Genomic DNA, 1,787 nt, shown 5'->3' with positions numbered 1-1,787 from the left:
GGCGGCATGAATGGGAGGTCATCCAGAACCGCTATCTGGAAGCCAATGACCGCCCAGAGCGTGTGGACTTGCGTTCCTATGCCAGACAGGGGCTTGATATAGTCCCCACTGTCCATGAGGGGACTGCTGTCCGGCAGATGGAAAAGCGGGGTATCCAGACGAACATCGGCAACCTGAACCGGGACATCAGAGCCGCCAACCGCCTGATGAAGTCTATCCGGCAGCTCATTCAAAACCTCAAAGGCTGGATTACCGAGCTGGGAGAAAAACGAAAAGAACTGCTTGCACAAAAGGCGGCGGAGGAAGCGACACTTCTTCCCAATCTGCTGATGAAGTATATGGAGATACGAAAGGAAGAACGGAAGGACTGGACGAGGGCTGGACAGAACCGGGGGACTTCACAGGACTTAAAGGCAGTCAGCGAAGCCCTGTCCTATCTCCGGCAAAAGGGGCTTTCCACTGTGGAGGACTTAGAAGTATTTCTGGAATCTTCCGGGAAATCAGCCGCCGATTACCGCAATCAGATGAAGCCAAAGGAAACCCGCAGCAAAGTGATTGACGGGATTCTTGCCAGCCGGACAGACTGCCAGGAATGTAAGCCTGTCTATGAGAAATACCAGAAGATATTTTTCAAAAAAACAAAGGAGAAATTCAAACAGGAACACCCGGAGGTTGCCCGGTATGAGAAAGCCGCCGCCTACCTTGCCAAGCACCCGGACGATAAGGACAGCACCCAAAAGGAGCTGCAAGAGGAGCAGGAAACGCTTCTGGAAGAAATTGCAGCTCTGAAAACACCGCTGACCGAGGTACAGGAGGATTTGAAGAAGCTGCGGGACATCCGCTACTGGGTACGGAAAGCCACACCCGGCACAGAGGAAAGCAAAGAGCCGCCCAAGAAGCAGCCCATCAAGGAAGTCTTGCAGGATAAGACAGACGAGAAAAAAGCACAAAGAACTGCCCCGGAGCAGACAAAACACAAACAACAGGATATGGAACTTTAACAGGCACTTGCCATTTTCAATCAGAGAATGTCAGGTGCTTTTCTTATTTTCAAGGAGGGATAGATTTGAATGTATTTGAAGCTGTGAAGCAGTCCGTCACAACAAGACAGGCTGCGGAGCATTATGGAATCCATGCAGGGCGGAACGGGATGGCTTGCTGCCCGTTTCATCACGATAAAACCCCAAGCATGAAGCTGGATCGGCGTTACCACTGCTTCGGCTGCGGTGCGGATGGGGATGTGATTGATTTTGCCGCCGCCCTGTATGGGCTGGGAAAGAAAGAAGCCGCCGTACAGCTGGCACAGGACTTCGGGCTTTCCTATGAGGACTGGAAACCGCCGGGGAAGGTAAAAAAGCCCAAGCCCCGGCAGAAATCCCCGGAGGAACAGTTTCAGGAAGCAAAAAACCGCTGCTTCCGTATTCTTGCCGATTATCTTCACTTGCTTCGGGCATGGAGAAAGGATTATGCCCCGCACTCCCCGGAGGAAGCCTTTCATCCACGGTTTGTGGAAGCCTTACAGAAGCAAGACCAAGTGGAATATCTGCTGGATGTGCTGCTCTTTGGGGAGACAGAGGAAAAAGCAGCTTTGATTACGGACTACGGAAAGGATGTGATACAGCTTGAAAAGCGAATGGCAGAGCTTGCCGCCGCAAACGCAGCAAGAACTAAAAAACACCATGAACGCCATGCAGCCGCCCCAGAGCATTGAGGAAATCAAGGCGGGGCTGGGAACTACCGAGAAAGGCGGTGTCCGTCAGAGCATACGGAACTGCCTGACCGTATTC

General features: G+C 52.3%; 2 protein-coding genes and 1 pseudogene. All 3 read left to right on the top strand.

What is annotated here, in order from left to right; translation table 11 throughout:
* The coding region (locus LIZ87_RS22025) for a MobA/MobL family protein (protein WP_227149222.1) at nt 1-1,001 on the top strand (1,001 nt) is incomplete at its 5' end.
* 65 nt (nt 1,002-1,066) lie between these two features.
* Complete coding sequence (locus LIZ87_RS22020; RefSeq protein WP_227149221.1) at nt 1,067-1,711, top strand: CHC2 zinc finger domain-containing protein; 645 nt, start codon at nt 1,067-1,069, stop codon at nt 1,709-1,711.
* Nucleotides 1,644-1,787, top strand: a pseudogene (locus tag LIZ87_RS22990) (virulence-associated E family protein); the annotation flags it as partial. The gene LIZ87_RS22020 and the pseudogene LIZ87_RS22990, both read left to right, overlap by 68 nt.

Source organism: Lacrimispora sp. 210928-DFI.3.58 (genome assembly GCF_020554865.1).
GTDB lineage: Bacteria > Bacillota > Clostridia > Lachnospirales > Lachnospiraceae > Enterocloster.
This window is presented reverse-complemented; position numbering and strand designations above follow the sequence as displayed.